This window comes from Streptomyces liliifuscus (assembly GCF_016598615.1).
Lineage (GTDB): Bacteria > Actinomycetota > Actinomycetes > Streptomycetales > Streptomycetaceae > Streptomyces > Streptomyces liliifuscus.
This window is the reverse complement of sequence record NZ_CP066832.1, coordinates 15,013-32,969: the sequence shown is the minus strand read 5'-3', so window position 1 is coordinate 32,969 and position 17,957 is coordinate 15,013. Positions and strand designations below refer to the sequence as shown.

General features: G+C 71.3%; 18 protein-coding genes. 15 read left to right on the top strand and 3 right to left on the bottom strand.

What is annotated here, in order from left to right:
* Nucleotides 1-211 precede the first annotated feature (211 nt).
* Together JEQ17_RS48220 and JEQ17_RS48215 are read left to right on the top strand one after the other, a co-directional pair.
* Nucleotides 212-508, top strand: a complete 297-nt coding sequence (locus tag JEQ17_RS48220) for a hypothetical protein (protein ID WP_200402154.1) — start codon at nt 212-214, stop codon at nt 506-508.
* 233 nt (nt 509-741) lie between these two features.
* Nucleotides 742-942, top strand: a complete 201-nt coding sequence (locus JEQ17_RS48215) for a hypothetical protein (RefSeq protein ID WP_200402153.1) — start codon at nt 742-744, stop codon at nt 940-942.
* 64 nt (nt 943-1,006) lie between these two features.
* Here the strand turns inward: JEQ17_RS48215 and JEQ17_RS48210 are convergent, their stop codons facing one another.
* The 3 genes from JEQ17_RS48210 to JEQ17_RS48200 all read right to left on the bottom strand — a co-directional run bounded on the left by JEQ17_RS48210 (nt 1,007) and on the right by JEQ17_RS48200 (nt 2,764).
* Nucleotides 1,007-1,555 (bottom strand): hypothetical protein, encoded by a 549-nt coding sequence (locus tag JEQ17_RS48210; protein ID WP_200402152.1) that lies wholly within the window; start codon nt 1,553-1,555, stop codon nt 1,007-1,009.
* A 208-nt stretch (nt 1,556-1,763) separates the two neighbouring features.
* A complete protein-coding gene (locus JEQ17_RS48205; protein WP_200402151.1) occupies nt 1,764-2,123 on the bottom strand; it encodes a hypothetical protein in 360 nt (119 codons plus the stop codon).
* Nucleotides 2,124-2,131: 8 nt separating this feature from the next.
* On the bottom strand, nt 2,132-2,764 hold the full coding sequence (locus tag JEQ17_RS48200) for a hypothetical protein (protein WP_200402150.1): 633 nt from the start codon (nt 2,762-2,764) through the stop codon (nt 2,132-2,134).
* A 219-nt stretch (nt 2,765-2,983) separates the two neighbouring features.
* Here JEQ17_RS48200 and JEQ17_RS48195 point away from each other — a divergent pair, with 219 nt between their 5' ends.
* The 13 genes from JEQ17_RS48195 (at nt 2,984) to JEQ17_RS48135 (ending at nt 17,956) form a co-directional block, all read left to right on the top strand.
* Nucleotides 2,984-6,841 (top strand): SNF2-related protein, encoded by a 3,858-nt coding sequence (locus tag JEQ17_RS48195; protein WP_234048870.1) that lies wholly within the window; start codon nt 2,984-2,986, stop codon nt 6,839-6,841.
* Nucleotides 6,838-8,040 carry a hypothetical protein gene (locus JEQ17_RS48190; protein WP_200402149.1) on the top strand — a complete coding sequence of 401 codons (1,203 nt, stop codon included), beginning with the start codon at nt 6,838-6,840 and terminating at the stop codon, nt 8,038-8,040. Before JEQ17_RS48195 ends, JEQ17_RS48190 begins: the two co-directional genes overlap by 4 nt.
* Nucleotides 8,041-8,091: 51 nt before the next feature.
* On the top strand, nt 8,092-8,394 hold the full coding sequence (locus JEQ17_RS48185; RefSeq protein WP_200402148.1) for a hypothetical protein: 303 nt from the start codon (nt 8,092-8,094) through the stop codon (nt 8,392-8,394).
* Nucleotides 8,391-8,600: a hypothetical protein gene (locus JEQ17_RS48180; protein ID WP_200402346.1), complete on the top strand. Its 210-nt coding sequence runs from the start codon at nt 8,391-8,393 to the stop codon at nt 8,598-8,600. Before JEQ17_RS48185 ends, JEQ17_RS48180 begins: the two co-directional genes overlap by 4 nt.
* A gap of 229 nt (nt 8,601-8,829) precedes the next feature.
* Nucleotides 8,830-10,110: a hypothetical protein gene (locus tag JEQ17_RS48175; RefSeq protein ID WP_200402147.1), complete on the top strand. Its 1,281-nt coding sequence runs from the start codon at nt 8,830-8,832 to the stop codon at nt 10,108-10,110.
* A gap of 176 nt (nt 10,111-10,286) precedes the next feature.
* Entirely contained in the window at nt 10,287-11,252 is a 966-nt protein-coding gene (locus JEQ17_RS48170) for a DNA-processing protein DprA (protein WP_200402146.1), read from the top strand.
* Nucleotides 11,249-11,992, top strand: coding sequence for a ComF family protein (locus JEQ17_RS50380; RefSeq protein WP_234048869.1), 744 nt, complete (start codon nt 11,249-11,251; stop codon nt 11,990-11,992). The genes JEQ17_RS48170 and JEQ17_RS50380 overlap by 4 nt, the downstream gene beginning before the upstream one ends.
* Before the next feature lie 294 nt (nt 11,993-12,286).
* Entirely contained in the window at nt 12,287-13,150 is an 864-nt protein-coding gene (locus JEQ17_RS48160) for a M48 family metalloprotease (RefSeq protein WP_200402145.1), read from the top strand.
* 338 nt (nt 13,151-13,488) lie between these two features.
* The gene (locus JEQ17_RS48155; protein WP_200402144.1) at nt 13,489-14,382 is read left to right on the top strand and encodes a nucleotidyltransferase family protein; all 894 of its coding nucleotides are present in this window, start codon (nt 13,489-13,491) and stop codon (nt 14,380-14,382) included.
* 162 nt (nt 14,383-14,544) lie between these two features.
* On the top strand, nt 14,545-15,225 hold the full coding sequence (lexA, locus tag JEQ17_RS48150; protein ID WP_200402143.1) for a transcriptional repressor LexA: 681 nt from the start codon (nt 14,545-14,547) through the stop codon (nt 15,223-15,225).
* 95 nt (nt 15,226-15,320) lie between these two features.
* Nucleotides 15,321-16,142, top strand: coding sequence for a winged helix-turn-helix domain-containing protein (locus tag JEQ17_RS48145; RefSeq protein WP_200402142.1), 822 nt, complete (start codon nt 15,321-15,323; stop codon nt 16,140-16,142).
* 317 nt (nt 16,143-16,459) lie between these two features.
* A complete protein-coding gene (locus JEQ17_RS48140) occupies nt 16,460-17,467 on the top strand; it encodes a hypothetical protein (RefSeq protein WP_200402141.1) in 1,008 nt (335 codons plus the stop codon).
* 75 nt (nt 17,468-17,542) lie between these two features.
* Nucleotides 17,543-17,956, top strand: a complete 414-nt coding sequence (locus JEQ17_RS48135) for a WhiB family transcriptional regulator (RefSeq protein WP_200402140.1) — start codon at nt 17,543-17,545, stop codon at nt 17,954-17,956.
* The last annotated feature ends 1 nt before the right edge of the window (nt 17,957 follow it).

The following is a 17,957-nucleotide window of genomic DNA, read 5'->3' as shown; positions in this document are numbered from 1 at the left end:
AGAGCAACCGCACGATGAGCGATCAACTGCCGGACCCGACAGCGTTCATAGGCCCCATCGGACGCGGAAAGGCACCGCTCTCGTGTGACGCCGACGCCGACCAGTACGCGGCCATGCTCCGGCGCGCCCTGCACACCGTCGCGGCCGCGAACTCGGTCCGGAGGCCGCCGGTCAAAAGTTCGGACCGTTCGCGGACACCTCCGACGGCCGTGTGACCGTGCTCGTGGACGAGCACCAGATCCGGGACCGCCACCCCGGCCACGACGAGCTCCACCACCTGGCGCACGCGGTCCGTGAGCGAGGACCAGCGGTGGACGTCGTCATGGTGCCGCCCAAGCCGACCATGCTGTTCATGGACGAGATGGCCCACGTCGTCGGCAAGGCCGCCGACCCCGCCTGCGGCCCAGCGCCGGCCGAGCCCACCCGCTGGGTTTACGAGCCGAGCCGCCCCGTGCGACCGCTCCGGTGGCACCCGGGGGGTGAGCGTGAAGCGGCGGACGAGCGGTAACGGCTCGGGCCGGAGGCGGTGCTCGACGCGTTCGCGTCGGCAGACGTGAGCACGGGCGGGCGTGCCAGGAGCGGCGGGCGGGTGGTCGGTCGGGAGCGAGGCAGGCTTGACACGGGAATGCGGCCCGAAGGAAATCTCCTCGGGCCGCAGTTCGGAATCTGTATACGCTTTCGCAGCCGGCCTGCGCGCCGGCGTCCAGCCGGGCCCGGCCCGGGACGAATCAGGGGGACCAGATGACCACCACGAAGACCTCAAGCCCGCCAGTATCAGTGCCCGGCCGTACGCCGGGCGCCCCCGTCGCCCTCTTCAGCGACGAGGCGTCCGCCGTGACGAGAGCCGTGCCCGGCGCGGCCCGGAACTTGCCGCGGCCACTGGACACCCTGACCTGGCAGGAGCCCCCCGCCATGGAGGACGCGGACGACGACGCGCGGTGACCGCATAGCCCGGGACACGTCGCCTCTCGCCGCTCGGCTGATCCGACCAGGCGCCCCACCACGATCACCGGTTGTGCCAAGCAGAGTGGTCCTCGTTCCACTGCTCCCGGGCCCGGGCCCGCTCCACCTCTGCGTCCAGGCGTTCGACGCGCATTCCGTCCTCGATGTGGACATCGGTGTGCGACGATCCAGCGTGGTACCGGTGGCGTTGGCTGACCATGACCACGGTCCGGGCGAAACCCGCCTGGTTCGGCATGGCCATCGCCGTCGACACGAAAGGCCCCGCCGGGCCGCCCGGCACCGAGATCCAGTCGTCCTCGTCGGCCTGCCAGGGGAAGATCAGGTCTCCTCCCTGAGGGCCGGTGCCGGAGGGAAGACCTGCGAGCGCCGGTTCGAGACCGGCGGTCTGCCTGGCGAGCGCCTCCAGTTCGAAGACGGCCACCTGGAAAATGCCTCCGAGGGCTGCCATCTGCCCAAGCATGGCGAGTTCTGAGGCCACCCGGCGCCAGTCCTCCGCGCGGTCACCGGTGATGCTCCGGTACGTGCACAGTGTGGTGAGGGTGCGGGTAACGAAGGCGTGACGGGCGCGTTCGCGGCCTGCGTTGCCTCGCATGGCCGGGGGCAGAGGGGGGAGGCGGTCGGCGAGGCGCCGGGCGCGGAGTCGGGTGTCCGGGGCGGGCATCGGGGTCCTCGAAGTCGAAGGGCGTTCGGGCGGGTTCTGGCTTGCCGCTGCTCGCCGGTCCGGTGCCGTCGCGGTTAGTACGACGGCACCGGACCGGGCGGAGCGGGTTCGGCGGGCACCGGCCGGGGCGTGGAGGGGGCTACTCTCCCCGGGCGCTCCACCCGAAAAAGCACCAGGTCGGTTCGTCTCCCAGCGTGCGCAGCAGCAGTGCGGCGGCGCCGGATCGGACGATCGGGTCGTAGTCCTCGATCAGGCGGTCGGCGAGCCAGTCGGCGTCGTCCTCGCACAGCGGCCCGCCGTCTTGGCCGTCGAAGCAGCCGTCGGCGCGCAGCCAGTCTCGGCCGTCGGCGACCTTCACCTCGGTCACCTTCGACAGGTCCGCGCGGGGCCGGAACGGATCGTGCGGCTGTTCGCGGTCCTTGGCGGCGAACGCGGTGAAGGCCGCTTCGGGCGTGGGCCCGCTCGCCGTGAAGCGGAACAGCATGGGGTCCGTGATCATGTCGGTCCTCACATCTGGGCGCGGGGCGCCGGGTGTTCGGTCTGCTGGCCGGGGCCGCTGTTGAGGGCGTGCACGAATCGGCCCAGGGCGACGGGGATGGTTCCCTCCAGCTCCGGTGCGCCCTCTCGTCCGGCGACCGACAGGCGGGGCTGCCCGCCGCGGGCCCGCACGATGTGGACGGCGCGCTGGTTGAGGTCGACGGCGTGGACGATCCGGACTTCCTGGCGGCCGGGCAGGAGATGGTTCACCCGTTCACCGCTGTCCCGCAGCATGCGCAGTTCCGGCGGGAGTTGGACGTTCTTCGGCTTGTTCCACCCCTCGAACATGAACCCAACAGCGAAGACGGAGTCCTCATGCACCTCGCCGGGGACCAGGAGGGACGGTACGGGCGGCAGCGCCTCTGCGTGGTGCCGCAAGGCGTCGGCGGGGTTGATCCCCACCGGGTTCCAGACGACCTCCGGGATGAACTCCACCTCCACGCGCGGGGGCCGCAGACGGAGCATGAACAGGCGGGGAGGAAGGTCCCAGCCCTGTTGTTCACCGAGCCGGTACTCGATGTCGGCCAGGACGGAGGCGACCATGTCGGAGGCCAGGTCGTGCGACGGGGGCGCAGCGGAGAGGGGATGGAGGTCTCGGGGCATGGAGGAGCCACCTTTCGTCCCGGCCGCGCAAGAAGGCGGCCGCAGCGAATGCGATCAAGGGAGTGGAAGAGGGCCGGTCTGACCCGGCGACATGAGCAATCTACATACTGAAATACGAATACGCAACACCTGTGTTCTGTGTGTACGGCGTCGACCTGACGCGCCGGCAGGTCACAATGGGAGCGGTCTCGACGGCGTCCGGCTACTGGGGGAGTGTCTTTGTCCATCGACCGCCTGCAGCCCATCAGTCCCGCAGCGCTGGCCGCCCGTACGCCCCGAGTTCAGATCCCGCCCTCCCGCGCCGACGCCTCGGTCGAGAGCACGTCCTTGGCCCTGATGGACGCGGACGCCTTCCGCAGCACGCTTCAACGCGTCGTCGCCCAGGGCACATCCGCTGCTGCGGTCGCGTCCGAAGCCACCCGTCGCATCGCCCGGGGCCACCTCGACGTCGCCGCCCTGCGGACCGTGCTGTTCGACACGGGCGGTTCAGACGTCTGGCCGCCCGTACAGCAAGCCGCCATCACCGCCGTCGCCGCCAACCCGGCCCTGGCGCCGAGCATCATCTCCATGCACGCCCAACTGCTGCGAACCCCCTCCGCGACCGTCCGGGAGGGACAGGGGGATGACGGCCAGCCGTTCTTCGTCGCACAGGCCACCTTCGCACCAGCTGGCCGTGACATCACCGGCAGCGCCCAGCGGGCCCGCACCCGTAAGGCGGCACGGCAGCAGGCCATGACCACCCTCATCGCCGCGCTCGCCAACCTGCCGGACCCCCTCGCCGATCGCGCGGTACCCGAGTGGAACTGGGACACGCCCGCCGCCCAGCCCCAAGCGCCCGCTCCAGCAGCCGAAGCCAACCCCGTGTCGGCCTTGAACGAGTTCCACCAGGCCGGCCACATCACCCGGCCCGACTACCGGCCCCCCACACCGGCGCCCACCGGCTTCACGGCCACGGTCACCGCCATCCACCGCGGTCGGCAGCTCACCGGCGAAGGAGCCGGCCCCACCAAGCGGCAGGCCCGGGCCGAAGCAGCCGACCGGCTCCTCCAGGCCCTGCAGAACGCCCTCGGCGCCGACGCCGAGCCCCCGGCTGCGACCGAACCGGCGGCGGCCGCGGCGCCCGTCCAACCCGCGCTCCCCATGCCGCCCGCGCCGACAGAGAACCAGGAGCCGCCGCGCGCCCTCCCCGCCGGCCCGGCCGACCTGTTCGCCGCCCACCGCCTTCTCGAGCAGGCCCTCGCCGACGGCGCCGCCCTGACCCTGCTGCCCTCGCGCCACCCCGGCCGGACCGCGTGGATGCTGTTCCAGCCCGACGGCGCACCCCTGCTCGCTCCCGGCCACCTGCCTCCGCCGCTTCAGCCGGTCGCCCGCGACCTCGTCCTCGCCAGCTCCGGCGGCATCATGCCGCGCCGCGCCACCGTGACGGGCATCGCGGTCCCCGTCGGCCTCGCCCTGCCCGCACTCCTCGCCCCCCGCGAAGGCGAGCACCCCTCCGTCACCGGATGGCGAGCAGGCCTTCGCCTGGCCGTGGAGTGCGTGGCCCAACAGCGCGTCTATCCCGCCCTGACCGCCGACGGCCAGGGCTGCTGGCGCATCGGTCCGATCACCGATCCACTGCGCACCGCCGTCACCGAGGCCGCCGCCCGGATGGCCCCCGAGGGACACTGCCTCCTCGCCGGACACAGCCCCCTGCGCGTCCCGGCGCCCGAGCACGCCCTCTGGCCCCTACTCGACGCCGTCGCCGACGCGATGGTCCGAACCCCTGGTGCCGCCCCCCTCCTGGGCCCCGGCCCGTTCACCAGCACCCCGACACCCGACACCGAGCCCAGCGCAGAGCTGTGGGCCTGGGCCGACGCGATCGAGGACGCCGCCGACCCCCGCCCCGCTGCCCGCCTCACGCTGCGCATCAAGGAACCCGAGAACACCGAGCACGCCCCCACCGCCCAGGCCGTCCTGCTCCTGGCCACCGACGACCACGACGAACCCGTGCCGGCGAGCAGCATCTGGGAGGGCCACCCCAGCCATTCCACCCTGACCCCCGCCGTCCTGCCCGGCGTACGCCGCGCGCTGCGCCGCGGCGCCCGCCACTTCCCGCCGCTCGGCGACCTCGCCGCACAGGACCGCCCCCGCCGCCTCACCCTCTCTGCCGAGGACCTCGCCCGGCTTCACGACCACGCCGTCTCCCCGCTCGCCGCGGCCGGCATCACCGTCCACTGGCCAACCGCGCTCCTCGGCGCGCTCACCGCCACCGCCGTCATCGGCCGCCGCCACGACGCCGACGACGAGTTCACCCCCGGCAGCGGCTTCCTGGCCCTGGACCGCCTCGTGGACTGCCGCTGGCACATCAGCCTCGACGGCGAACCGCTGACCGAGGACGAGATGACCGCCCTCGCCGACGCCGCCTGGCCGCTGATCCGCATGCGCGGCCGCTGGCTGCTCATCGACCCCGACACCGCCCGCCGCGCCCGCCACCGCGAACTGGCGCCCCTGCCCTCTCTCGACGCGCTCGCCGCCGCCCTGTCCGGCACCCTCACCCTCGACGGCGAAACCCTCGACGTCCGGCCCGCCGGCACGCTGGCCACCCTCGTCGACGCCCTGCGCCAAGCCCCCGACGACCCCCGCCCCGTACCACCGCCGACCAGCCTGAACGCGAACCTGCGCCACTACCAGCAGCGGGCCCTGACCTGGCTCGCCCACACCCTCGACCTGGGCTTCGGCGCGCTCCTCGCCGACGACATGGGCCTGGGCAAGACGCTGACGACCATCGCCTTGCACCTCCACCGCGCCGAAACGGCCGGCGAAGCCGCCGGCCCGACCCTCGTGGTCTGCCCAGCCTCCCTCATCACGAACTGGCAGCGCGAGATCGCCCGCTTCGCCCCGGACACCGCCGTTCTCCGGTACCACGGCACCGGCCGCACCCTCGACACCGATGCGCTCGGCCACACCACGGTCGTCATCACCACCTACGGCACCCTGCGCCGCGACCCCGACCTCGCCGCCACCCACTGGGGCCTGGTCGTCGCCGACGAGGCCCAGCACATCAAGAACCCAGCCTCCGCCACCGCCAAGGCACTGCGCGACCTACCCGCCCGGTCCCGGCTCGCGGTCACCGGCACCCCCGTCGAGAACAACCTCACGGAGCTATGGGCCATCCTCGACTGGACCAACCCCGGCCTCTTCGGCACCCGCGCCGCGTTCCGCGCCCGCTACGGAGCCGTCGAGAAAGACCCGGGCGCGCCCGCCGCCGCAGGGCTCGCCCGGCTCATCGCCCCGTTCATGCTCCGCCGGCGCAAGAGCGACCCCGGCATCGCCCCCGAGCTGCCCGGCAAGATCCACCACCACCGCGTCGTCGCCCTCACCGACGAACAGACCGGCCTGTACGAGGCGATCGTCCGCGACACCATGCACAAGATCACCACCAGCAGCGGGATCGAACGCCGCGGCCTGGTCCTGAAGCTGCTCCAGGCCCTACGCCAGATCTGCAACACCCCCACCCTCTACCTCAAGGAACCCCTGGACGACGCCGAACCGGCCGGCCTCGCCCACCGCTCCGGCAAACTCGCAGCCCTGGACGACCTCACCGCGACCCTCGCCGACCGGGGCGAAGCCGCCCTCGTCTTCACCGGATACATCCAGATGGGCCGCATCCTCGAGCACCACCTGCGCGCCCGCGGCCGCTCCGTCCGCTTCCTCCACGGCGGCACCCCTCCAGCCCGCCGCCAGCACCTCGTCGACGCCTTCCAGCACGACCCCGACCCAGCCCCGGTGTTCATCCTGTCCGTCAAGGCGGCCGGCACCGGACTGACCCTCACCCGGGCCGAGCACGTCATCCACTACGACCGGCCCTGGAACCCCGCCGTCGAGGACCAGGCCACCGACCGCGCCCACCGCATCGGACAGCACCGCACCGTCCAGGTCCACCACCTGATCACCGAGGGCACCGTCGAGGACCACATCAACGAACTCCTCGCCCGCAAGCGGGCCTTGACCGACGCCGTCCTCACCTCCGGCGAAGGCGCCCTCACCGAACTCGACGACACCGAGCTCACCGCCCTCGTCTCCCTGGGAACCCGATGACCGGCACCGCCCGATCCCTCGCACCCCTGGCCGGCGCCTGGAAACAGGCCTTCCACCTCGCCACCAACGGCTCCGGCTCCTACGGCAAGGGCCTCAACCTCGCGCGCAACGGCGCCGTCGCCCAGATCCAGACTCAGCCGGGCAGAATCAGCGCCCCCGTCGCCGCGAAGAAGGCCACCCACCAGGCCGCGATCCACGTCCCCGAGCTGACCGCGGCCCAATGGGACACGCTGGCAGCCAAGCTCGCCGACGACCCTCAGGCCGTTGCCGACCTCGTCGCCAACCGGATCCCCGCCACGATCGCCGACTCCGGGCACGCCGGCGGCATCTCCATCGCCCCGCCGGCCGACGGCATCACCTTCTCCTGCTCCTGCCCCACCGGCCGGACCCACCGCGTCTGCGACCACAGCGCAGCCCTCGGCCACGCCGTCGCCGAACGCCTCGCCGCCACCCCCTCCCTGCTGCTCGGCGCCCGCGGCATGACCGCCCGCGCCCTCGCCGCCCACGTACGCGACCTCGTCGACGGCGCCGACCCCGGCCCCCTCCCCGCAGACACCAACGGCACCGTGCGCGCCACCCAGCTCTACGCACTGGCCGCCCACCGCCCCCCACAGCCCCCGCCGGACCTCGACCTCGATGCCGTCAGCAACCTCACCTGGAGCGACCCACCCCTCCCCGGGCCCCGAGCCCGGGACCTGATGTGGATGACCACCGATGCTGCCGCCCGCGCTCGGACCGTCCTGGCCGGCACCGCCGCTGCGCCCCACGACGAGCTGGCCGACATCCTGCGCATCCTCGCCAGCCCCGACGGCGCGGACCATCTGGAGGCCGCCCAGCACGCCACCGGCATCCCCGAAGCCACCCTGCGGGCGATGATGATCGGCTACCGCCACGGCGGCCCGGCCGGCGCCCACGCCACCCTCGCCGCCACCCCAGCAACCATCGACGTCCTGGAATGGGCACGAGAGACCGTCCACGCCTCCCGCGCTGTCGGCCTCGGGACCATCACCATCGACGGCAGTGCGCTCACCGACACGACCGCCGGAGTCCAGATCCGCCCGGGCCCCGACGGCCGCTGGTACCCCTTCACCCTCTGGCGCGCCGACGAGTGGCGTCCCGCACCCGGAGCCTGCGACGATCCCGCCGAGGCCTTCCGCGCCGCACGGCGCGCCCGCGCCGCACGACCACTCAGGCGATAGCCCCACCGACGACCCTGACCAGGACGTCACCGAGCCCGAAAGACCCACCGCATGCCCTTGGATCCGCAGACCGGCGTACGCGTCTACCAGTTCATCGCCGACCGGCTCGACGACAGGCGACGCGAGCACTACCCCGCTGGCCGCGAGGAGTACGAGGCTGACTGGGCCGCCGCCCATGATCTGGAGAAGGCCTTCGCCGAGGCCGTCCACGCCGACGACCCTGGTACTGCCGAAGGCCTTCTCCAGGAGCTCAACGGCATGGCTGCTCAGTGGCGGTGCCATCCTCACCACCCGGACAACCACAGCGAAGACGGGAGCCAGCCCGACGACACCGAGATGGACAGCCAGCCATGAGACGGCAGTGGATCCTTCCGTGTGGCGTGGTCGCCGTCATGGTGGTGCTCACACCGACCGTGATCCGCACCCAGAGTGCGTCGTGGACCATCGGATGGTCGGCCATCCTCTTCGGAGCCGTTGTCGTGCTGTTGATGCTCGTCCTGGCTGAACGCCTCATTCCGCCGCCGGACCGACCCGAGCCCCACGACCTCCCGGAAGCCTGACCCGCCCCGACCCACCGTTACTCGCCCCGGACAAGGCGCGTTCTTCAACCCTCTGCCCGGATCAGGCAACCGCGGTGGCGTCGTCGCGGAACCCGCTCTCGTCTTCCGCGGCCGCCGCGACCAGGCGAGCAACTGTGGGTCGGCCGCGTGCACTGCGACGGGAGCGGGGGATTCGGAAACCGGAGGTGCGCGGTCAGACCGGCTGAGATCATGGCAAGAGGGTCAGCTCATGACCATGGCACAGCAGTTGGGGGCGGCGATGGACGAGACGAGCACGGTGCGCGCGGTCGCGATCGACTACAAGGCGGTCCTGCGTTCGCCCGGGCGGGCCCACGACGGGGTCGCCGACTTCCTGCAGTGGCTCCACGACCACGACATCGCCTTCGTGCTGCTGACGAGCGACTCCATCGACGCCGAAGCCACCCTGAGGGCTGCCGGTCTGCCCGCGCCTGCCCTTCATCTGTGCCGCGACGACATCCCGGGCAGGCCGGCCCGCGGCAGCGGTGCCTGGCTGCTGTCGGTCGCCGACCACCTCAAGCTGCGCACGAATCAGCTGGCCATGGTGGGAACCTCGGAGTGGGACTGGCGTACCGGCATCAACGCCGGCGTCGTTTACATCCACGCCCGCTGGGCCAACCACGTCCGCGACAACAAGAACATGCGCACCCTGTCGGCGGACGAGCCAGCCGGCGTCGGTGAGCTCCTGGAGCACTTCCTCCTGGACGAGCCCCGCTGGGCCTTCAGCCACGACGATGACGCCCGCTCCTTCAAGATCCGCTCGCTGCTGCCTCCCAACGTGCGCTTCCCTCAGGCTCCCGGCCGAACGTTCGAGCTCCAGGACGTTTTCACCCGCGGCCGCACGATCACCGTCGGCTCCCAGGATGCCCGCGACATCTTGATGCTGCGCCTGCTGTCCTCCGCCTACCTCGACGGCACTCTGCCCCACCGCAGCCTCTTCTGCGTCTACCCCAGCAGCTCCCCGGGCCAGGTCAGCCAGCAGCTCGCTGGCTTCCTCACCAAGGCGAAGGTGATGGTCGGCTCCTACTACCGCGAGGACCTGCTCGAGCGCACCGGCCAGGCCCCCGACACCAGCCTGGAACGGTGGAGGAGGAGCCGGGGCGAGGCGAGCACGGCGGACATCTCGATCGGCGCCCAGGCCCGCACCGTCCGCATTAACCCCAAGTACAAGGGCAAGGTCAAAGGCAAGACCGTGGTCGTCTTCGACGACTTCACCACCGAAGGCAAGTCCATCGAGTGGGCCCGCACCCTCCTGACCAGCGCCAAGGCGGAACAGGTCATCGCCCTGACCATCGGCAAGTACGGCGCCTCCCGCCACACCGCCTACCAGCTGCGCCCCGGCACGACGGTCGACCCGTTCCAGGTCAGCTACCACCTAGCCGCCACGAACTTTGTGACGACGTCCGTCACCGGAGCCGCAGGCCCGGGGCCCGACGACGCTCTGAAGGCCACGATGTCCCACTTCATCGCCGCCGCGCAGAGCACCGACTGATCTCGCCCGCCATCCGGCCCTCGGAGTCGGCGCGTCCCGTGGCGACCGGTCCCGAGGATCGAGCCGACCGTGCCCTTCCCTCCCGTACGCGGACCGCGTACGCCATGATGGAAGTGGCCCGAGAACCTCGCTTCATCCTTCGAACATCCCGGGGCCACGAGTAGAAGGACACCTTGATGGACCTCGATATCACCGCTGACCAGCACGATCTGCTGACCCTGTGCGCGTTGCGCGCCGGCGACGCCACCCTCGACTGGAGCCTGCTTGCCCGCGGCGCCCAGAGCCCCGAGGGCCTGGCCGCACTCATGGACGGACAGCTGCACGAGGACTCCCGTGCCGCGACCAAGAACCGCCCCCTGCTACAGCAGGCCCTGACCGCCGGCCTGGACGACGCCCGCGCGCGCGTCGACGACGAACTCGCCGCCGCCGGCAAGACCGGCGCGCGCTTGGTCACCGTCCTGGACGAGGACTACCCGGCCAACCTCAGGGTGATCGGCAACCTGCCGCCGTTCCTCTTCTACCGCGGCGAGCTCGACCAGCGCGACGCCCGCTCCATCGCCATCGTCGGCACCCGCCAGGCCTCCGAGGATGGGCTGCGCCGGGCGGCCCGGATGGCCCGCGAGCTCGTCGACCACGACGTCGTGATCGCCAGCGGTCTCGCCAAGGGCATCGACGCAGCCGCCCACCAGGCCACGCTCACCGCCGGCGGCCGGACCTTCGCCGTCATGGGCACCGGCATCGCCGCCCCGATCTACCCGGCCGAGAACCGTCCGCTCGCGAAGGCGATCCTCGCCGCCGGAGGCGCGCTGCTGAGCCAGTTCTGGCCCACCAGCCCCCCGGCGAAGTACACCTTCCCCCGCCGCAACGTGGTCACCTCCGGCACCACCCTGGGCAGCGTCGTCATCGAAGCATCCAGTACGTCGGGCGCCAAGATGCAGGCGCGCCTGGCCGCTGAGCACGGCAAGCTCGTCTTCCTGATCCGCTCCCTCGCCGACACTCAGCCCTGGGCCAAGAAGATGCTGGAGGAGGACCGGGCGATCCTGGTCACCGCCTCCAGCGACATCACCGACCGCCTCGGCCAGGCCGCGGACATCCAGGCCGCCGGACAGCAGCGCCAGCAGCTCGCCCTGGCCGGCCTGTGACGGCAGGTCTCCCGGATCCGGCAGGCTTCCCCGACTGCCCGGTATGCGCCTACCGCATCACCGGCACCGCCCGCCTGTGCTCCGACTGCGCCGGCCGCACCCTCCAGCCCGTCGCCGAGCCCCACTGCCCGGTCTGCTCCCAAGCCGTCGCGCCGGGCAGGCCATGCGGCAACCGGGTGTGCGCCTTGCCGGAAGCCGAGCGGGGGTTCTCCCGCGTCGATGCGGTGGCCATGTACTCCGGAGCCCTGCGCGACAAGATCCACAAGCTCAAGTACGAGGGGAGAGCCGGCTGGGCGATGATCTTCGGCCGGCTCCTCGTCGGCTGGATGGAAAGCCACCCCGAGGCGATGCACGGCGTCGACCACGTTGTCGGGAACCCCACCCACACAGGCCGCCAACCTCTCCAGCACATCGAGGCGATCATGGACGCCGCTTACACGGAGGACGTCACCCGGGCCTACCCGCTCAGCCCGCCGGGCGCCCATCTGCTGGTGAAATATGCCGAGACGCCCCGCTCCGCAAACCGGACTCTGGACGAGAAGCGCGCGGCTGCGACCGCGCACGCCGCCGCCCTGACCTGGACCGGAGACACCGGCGCCATCAAAGGGGCCACCATCCTCCTCGTGGACGACGTCTTTACCAGCGGATCCCAGCTCCAGCACGTCGCGCGCCGACTCCGGGCGACCGGTGCCGCCGACGTCAGGGGACTTGTTCTTGCAAGAGTCCCCTGGAGCGGATGACCTCACCGTCGCGAGCGGGTCTGTCGGCTCCCCCGGCCGTCAGGTCGGGCTGGTGGGTGCACCCGCCGACGACAGCACCCGACCTCGTACGGCGCACGCCCGACGGCGGGAGCACTCTTAGATCCGCATGGTGCTGGGAGGCATGGGCCTTCTACGCTCCAACAGGCCGGTCGCCCGCCAGTCGCCCGTCAGGCAGGGGTGCGCTGCCCCTGTGAAAGGGAGCGGGACCGGGACCGGGCCCTGCCGGGACGGTCACAGCCGCCGTCTACGGTGATCACTATGACACTGGGGGACATGCTGAAGCGCCACGCCGGGCAGGCCGTGGTGGCAACGGCGATCATCAGCGAGGCCGTCCTGACGCAGCTCCGCGGACCGGAGGCCGGGATCGCCGTCGGCGTCGCGGTGGCGGCTGGCGGACTGTGGGCGGCGCAGGGCCGCGCCCGGCAGAAGTCGGCGGTCTCCATGGGGGCAGCGGCACAGGCGCTGACCTGGCAGCCTCACGCGGGCCGCAGGCCCCGCCCGTCCGACAGCGACACGTACCGCCACCTTGCGGCCAGGATGCGGCAGACCACCGAACACGTGCGGCGCACTACCGCCGAGCGCGGACTGGAGAAGGTCACCCTGGCCACCTCCGACGAGACCGGCAGTTGGGCCGACGCCCGCTCCACCGGCCACGGCCGCCGGGGACACGTCTGGCTCGGCATGCGGTGGCTCCACCCCCGTCATACAGCCCACCTTCCCGCGGTCTTGGAGCACGAGCTCGCCCATCTCCAGCGTCGCGACACCAGCAAGCGCATCTCCGCCGAGGCCGTGGCCGTGGCGACGGCCGGCCTGGCTGCCGGTCTGCTGTCCTTGCCCGCCTTCATCCTGACCGCAGCGGCCGTCTGGGTGCTGACCATCCTGTTCTTCTGGTGGGGCGAACTCGCCTGCGACCTCGCGGCTGTCCGCGTCTGCGGTCGGACCGCTGTGGCCGACATGTGGCGCGAGGACCTCGAGCGAGACCGCGCCCGCTCCTTCCTGCCTCGGATCTGGGTGACGGCCCGGAGCGTGCGAACCCATCCGCCCATGCGCCTCCGGATCCTGTGGGCCGAACACGTCCCGCTCCCCGACGGACCCGGCCAGGAGCCGCACCCGCTGCATACGGCGGCGGCCAGCTGATCCGGCACCTTGCGTCTCCGCAGCGTCCCGCTCTGCGCCCAGCCCGGGTACGTCCTGCCCCGACCTGCGATCCGATTCCCCGATATGTGCGATAGGACGCCAGTTGGCGCGGTAAGTTGAGCAGCAGTTCCCCTGGACGCCGCGTCCCCCGTGCGCTGCGTCCGGGGGCCTTCCGCCCGGTCCGGGCTGATCATCGGTTGCCGCCCGCCCGCCACGACATTCACGGCCCTCGACCGCGCGCCTCGCCAGGACGACTCACCTCCCGCGGGATGGCCATCGGCGGATCCACGTCATGGTCCGGCCACTACCCTGGTGGCCAGCGGGATCGAGGGAGCCACATGAAGCGCACGCGAGCTGTCGCACTGGTCGAAGCGATGCTTCACCGGCTCGACGGCCCCCAGGAATGGCCCCTCCACCTGGTCCGGCAGGTGTGGCTGTTCGGCAGCTTCGCACGCGGCGCCACCGAGCCCCACGACGTCGACGTCGCCGTCCGGTTCGAGCGCGACGAACGGATGAACCAGGCCGTCGTCCAGGCCATCTTCTCCGGCGGCAACCCCTACGCGCCGCTGCGCCGCGCGCTCGCCGGGTCGTCCCGCGGGCTGCAGTTCCAGTTCGAGGACGCGGCCCGCGAGCAGCTGGAGGCCGAAGGCACCTTCATGCTCCCGCTGTGGCAACGAGGTGACTCGCTCACCGAAGCACTCGGCGTGCTCCACGCGATCGCCGAGGACCCCGAAGCCGGCCGGGCCGAGCGCCACGACATGATCGAGGCCTTCGAAGGCCTCGACCGGCACATCCCCCGCCTTGTCCGGGCAGAACTAATCGGGTGGCAGCAGCAAGAGGCCATCACCATCTCCCGCATCACGCTCTCCGACCCGCCGGATGATGCTGAGCTGCTGGCGACCCCGGACATGCGCTGGGCCTTCCGCCGGTGGAACGACGACAGCCCGCTGCGCCGGGCGGCACTGGCTGGTCTGGCCCTCATGAAGGAACTCGCGGTCGAGCTCGACGACGTCGAGCTGGCCGGTCAACGGCTGCCCACACCGCGGCGCCTCGCGGGGCACCGGAGTGAACCCCGTTGGTGGATCAACTGGAAGTGGCAGGGCTACCAGAGCATCCCGTACTGCGTCACCGGCGCCCATGGCTGGTTGGAAGTAGTCCAGCCCACGCGGACGCGCCCGCTGAACGCGTTGGTGATCGAACCGGGGCCCAAGGCAGCAGTACTTCGACCCTGACTACCGGATCGGCACCGACCGGCGGGACGCCCGGCCTCGGCCGTGCAGCTTCGGGCCTCCGCGTCCTCGTTCCATTGGATCCGCTCGCCGTGTCGAAACGTTGTTCCATTTGTCGGCGCGTGGGGCTACTGTCCAGAGACGCAAGATCGCAAGGGGGGGCACATGACCATCACCCACGCTGGACCGGGCCGGCCTCCGGGCATCCGCCGGGGCCCCGACGGGCTCACCGACAGGCAGCGGGCCATCGTCGACTGCATCGCCCGTTCGGTCGCTGACCGCGGGTACCCGCCCTCGATGCGCGAGATCGGTCAGGCGGTCGGCCTGACGAGCACCTCCAGCGTCGCCCACCAGCTCCTTGCCCTAGAGCGCAAGGGAGCACTCCGCCGCGACCCGCACCGTCCCCGCGCCTACTGCCTCCCCCTCAAGTTCTCTGCGGGAGAGTACGAGGGGCCGGAGAGCGAGCCCGCGGCGGCGGAGGTGCCTCTGGTCGGCCGGATCGCGGCGGGCACACCGATCCTCGCCGAGGAGATGGTCGAGGACACGTATGTTCTGCCTCGCCAGCTGGTCGGTGAAGGTGAACTCTTCGCCCTGAAGGTGTCCGGGGAAAGCATGATCGAGGCAGCCATCTGCGACGGCGACGTGGTCACCGTCCGGCGGCAGCAGGTCGCCGAGCCAGGCGACATTGTCGCCGCCATGCTCGACGGCGAAGCGACGGTGAAGAGGTTCCAGCGCGACGCGGCCGGCCACGCCTGGCTCGTCGCGCACAACCCCGGGTTCCAGCCGCTCGCGGCCGACGAGGCTGTCATCCTGGGCAAGGTCGTCGCCGTCATGCGCGCCCTCTGACGATCCTCGTGATGGCACAGGGACAGCCGTCTCCCGCTCCACCCGTGCTCGGGTCCACGGCCAGGACCGGAGAGGGCTCTGCGTACGGTACGACCATGATCCTGCCGCTGGAAGACGACTCGAGGCCGCCCTACCTCCAAGCCGCCGAGGTGCTGCGCGACAGGATCCGCACCGGCGAGTACCCGGCCGGGAGCCGGCTGCCGTCGGCACGGATACTCCAAGCGCACTTCGGGGTGTCCAGTTCGACCGTGCAGAACGCACTGAGAGTGCTGAAGCGGGAGGGCATGGTCTACTCCGTGCTCGGCCGGGGCAGCTACGTCAGCAGCGCACACCCCGGCCTCCCGCTGGCGGACCGGACAGCGCCCTCTCCCGCCACCAACAACGTGGTCGACAACGAACACGACCCCAGGCCCCCCTACGTCCGTACGGCCGACCTGCTCAGGCAAGAGATACGGTCCGGCAACCTCGAACCGGGTAGCCGGCTTCCCTCCGCGCGGGAACTCCAAGACAGCTTCGGCATCGCCAACTCGACGGCACAGAACGCGGTGCGCGTGCTCAAACGCGAGGGCCTCGTCTACGCGATCAAGGGCAAGGGCGTGTTCGTCCGCCGCTCCGTACGACAGGACGAGCCGCGCCTTGGTGAGAAGGCGGCAGCACAGCCCGGCTCTCGGGCCCAGCCACGAACCGATGAAGAACTCGCCGCAGACCTGGCCGCCGCCGAGCAGCGCCTCGCGCACGCCGCCGACGCCTACACAGCGGCTGGCGCCCAGCTCGACGCCCTCACCCGCGAGGCCCTGCGCCGCGGCATGCCCCTGCCCGCACTTCGCCGCCTGTGGCACCCCTCGCACCCCATGCCACGGTCTGATCCGAGAGCAACCGATCCTCCGTTCCTGCCACGAGAACAGCCCCCACGGTGAACGATGGCGATCGTGACGCACGGGGATGCAGAAGAACTCGCCGAACAGAGCGATCCCCAGCCGGTCGCGTTCCCGCTGTAGTCGGCGCCCCGAACCGACGAACGGCGTGGCGCGCCCATCGAGCCGAGCCCGATGGATACGGTGGCGCCTTGCGGCATCGGTCTGCTGCTCCTCACGCGAACCTCGGCCCACTGGTTCAAGGCGGAGGCGAAGAAGCTCGGCTTCGACCAGAGCCGTCTCACCGACCGCACCACCGCACACCAGTGCCTGTTCCTCACGCTCCGCGGGCCGACGGAGCGGAGCGAAAGGTACCCGCCATGCCGGCGAACCAGATCAGCAGCCGCGCCCGGACCTACGCCCTCTACACCGGCGCCCCCTACCAGGCCGCATGTGAGGCCGTCGCTGCCTTGGAGCCCGACGCTCCACTCATCCCGGCACCGGCCCAGCACGAACAACTCCTGCTGGAATCGGAGGTGTTCTACTGGATCCTCAACACACAGCGGCACTTCTTCGAGTACCCCTTCGGCATCCGGTACGTACAGCCCACCTCGCGCGGCATCCGGCTCCACCTGGAGAGCAACTCGAGCCTCGACAGCCTGCTGAGCGGACTGCTGCCCTGCCGCTCGCCGATGCGCGCCGGGCGAGACGAGATCTACGGGCTCAACGGGGTGAGAATCTGCGCACGCACCGATCGCGGCATAGAGCTCCGCCGTCTCGGGCAGCCGACCAGCATCCGGCTCACCGGCCCCTCGCGCCGCGCCTTCCAGAAGGCCGAGACGGCACTCGCGCAGCGGATCCAGCGCAACGGCGGTGAGGCCTGCTGGCTGGCCGGCGACGCCTGGACCCCCTACGAGAAGCAGTGGGACACCGAACGCCAGCCGATCGCTTACGAGTCCACTTGGCGCGACGCCGCCTGGCTCCCCAGCGGACTCCTCCGCCGCCTCGGACTCCTCCACACCGTCGCCGTCCCCCAGGTCGTCACCGGACACGAGGCGCGCCTGGGGGAGTGGTGGATCCTTCAGCTCGAGCACGACTCCGATACCGGCTTGCGCCGCGCCGAGCTGGTGCAGGCCCTGACCGACCCGCACCACGGTCTGCCGCTGGAACTCTGCGGTCACCGCGACCTGACGCCCGGGGGCAGCCTCGGTCTGGTCCTCCTCAAGTCTCCGGATCGCAGCGCCGCTCTCCAACTGCGCTACGACCGGATCGACTACCCGATCAGGAAGGACCGCGCCGACATGTTCGCGGCGATCAGGCGACGCACCAGTGCCCTGACGGGCGAGGCCTCGCTGCCCGCCATGCCCGGTTGCCCGGGAACCGGATGAGGCTGGTCACGAGGCGTTGGGGCCTTCGTCAAGGCCCCTTCACCCGAAGGGATTGCCCCAATACGACGATGTCCCATGCCGCGGGCGTTTGCCGTACCGTTCTCGGACTGCGCCTGCCCAGGGGAGTGCGGCGGGCCGGACCTGGGAGAGGGCGGCATCGGGGTGGACGGGGAAGACCAGGAGACCTGGGGTGAGCGAGCGGTCTGCAGAACCGCTGATCCGGACGAGCTTTTCGTCGAGGGCGCGGCCCAGAACAGAGCCAAGGCCCTGTGCACCGGCTGCCCGGTGCGTACCGAGTGCCTGGCCTACGCCCTCGATCACCGGATCGAGCACGGAATCTGGGGCGGCATGACCGAACGTGAACGGCGGGCTCTCCTGCGACGGCGCCCCCTGGTCACGTCCTGGCGCCGCCTGCTTGAGACCGCGCGTTCGGAACACGACCGACTCGCCCGACCCGATGAAGCACGTGCCTGGGAAGCAACTGGGTAAC